The sequence below is a fragment of the Noviherbaspirillum denitrificans genome, assembly GCF_002211445.1.
In the GTDB taxonomy this organism is placed as follows: Bacteria; Pseudomonadota; Gammaproteobacteria; order Burkholderiales; family Burkholderiaceae_D; genus Noviherbaspirillum; species Noviherbaspirillum denitrificans.
The window spans coordinates 166,061-167,333 of the sequence record NZ_LSTO01000002.1 but is presented as its reverse complement, the minus strand read 5'-3'; the positions used below and the strand labels follow the sequence as shown (position 1 = coordinate 167,333).

The window sequence follows — 1,273 nt, the reverse complement described above, 5'->3', positions numbered from 1 at the left end:
GCGGCTTTGAAAAATACCCATCGGCGCCAGCGCGCACGGTCGCCAGGCGGGCTTCGAAATTGCTGCGCGTGGAAATGAAGATCACCGCGAAACGGTGCGCGTTGGCCTGCTTGATGCGCGCCACTTCCGCCGCGCCGGCGAGAATGCCGGCGGGGAAGCCGAGGTCCATCACCACCGCCGCCGGGACCTTGGTGTCGATGTACTCCTGCAGGCGTCCGAGTTCGGTGATGATGATGACTTCATAGCCGAAATACTGCAGCTGGCCGGCAATGTCCCTGGCCACCAGCGCATTGTCGTGCACCAGGTAGATCAGGCGCTGCGAGCCTTCCGGGACCGGTGGGCGTGGCGCGGGTGGCGGCGATGCGGGCGCGGGTGCGGCGCCCTTTGATTTTGCGTTGCTCACGGCCCAGCGCAGGAAGGCGCCGATGCCCGTGGCGATAGGCGTGAAGGCGCCGGGCTCGTGCTCCCGCTCTTTCAAAAACGCGCTCATGCGTATTTCAAGGTCGGTGGCGCGGAAGCCGAGTTCGGAAAAGCCGAAGGTGCCCGCGGAGCCGGCCAGCGAGTGCAGCTGCAGTGCCAGCGCGTCGTAATGCGCGGTGGTGTCCGGTTCGTCCAGGCAGCGCTGCAGCGCATTCTCGATGTCCTGCAGGCGGCCGGGCAGGCCGGCGACATACGCCTCCTCGATCGCGCGCAGCGATGCCTCGAACCCGGCCTCCCCCGGATCGTCATTCTTGTCGTGCATTACCACTCCTCATTCCCTGCCTTCCCATAACCCGCGGACCTGGCCGGCCAGCTGCATGGGATCGAAAGGTTTCGCCAGCACGCCAATTGCGCCCAGCGACTTGTAAAAGGCAATCTCCGCCGCCTGTACCTTGGCCGTCATGAACACTGCCGGTGTTTCCATGGTCTGCGCCAGCTTGCGCAGGCCGGACAGCGTCCCGGGTCCGTCCAGCTCCGGCATCATCACGTCGAGCAGGATCAGGTCGGGCCGGTAGCCGGCCGATACCGCGTCCAGCGCTTCCTGCCCGGAGGCGCAAACCTTCAGTGTATACCCGCCTACGGCTTCCAGTGCGAGCCGCGCGATGGTGCGGATGTCGGCGTCGTCTTCGACATACAGGATGTGCTGCAGCGCGGGGGCATTCATGGTGCTTCCTTCTTGTCGGGTTGCCGCTGTCCGATCAGGTCGTGCAGGACGGACTGCAGCTGGGTATTCGAGGTGCGCGATTTCACCAGCGCTGCCTGCACGCGGTCGATCATCGGCTGGTTGGGCTCG

Annotated in this window: 2 protein-coding genes; both read right to left on the bottom strand. The window is 65.4% G+C overall.

Annotation, left to right across the window (positions count from 1 at the left end):
• A partial coding sequence (locus AYR66_RS24360; RefSeq protein WP_206047312.1) for a response regulator occupies positions 1–742 on the bottom strand: 742 nt, incomplete at its 3' end.
• A 9-nt stretch (positions 743–751) separates the two neighbouring features.
• Positions 752–1,144, bottom strand: a complete 393-nt coding sequence (locus tag AYR66_RS24355; RefSeq protein ID WP_088710147.1) for a response regulator — start codon at positions 1,142–1,144, stop codon at positions 752–754.
• Positions 1,145–1,273 lie beyond the last annotated feature (129 nt).

Excerpts from the sequence above, each read along its gene's own strand:
- AYR66_RS24355 (WP_088710147.1), bottom strand. The coding sequence starts at position 1,144 with ATGAATGCCCCCGCGCTGCAGCACATCCTGTATGTCGAAGACGACGCC.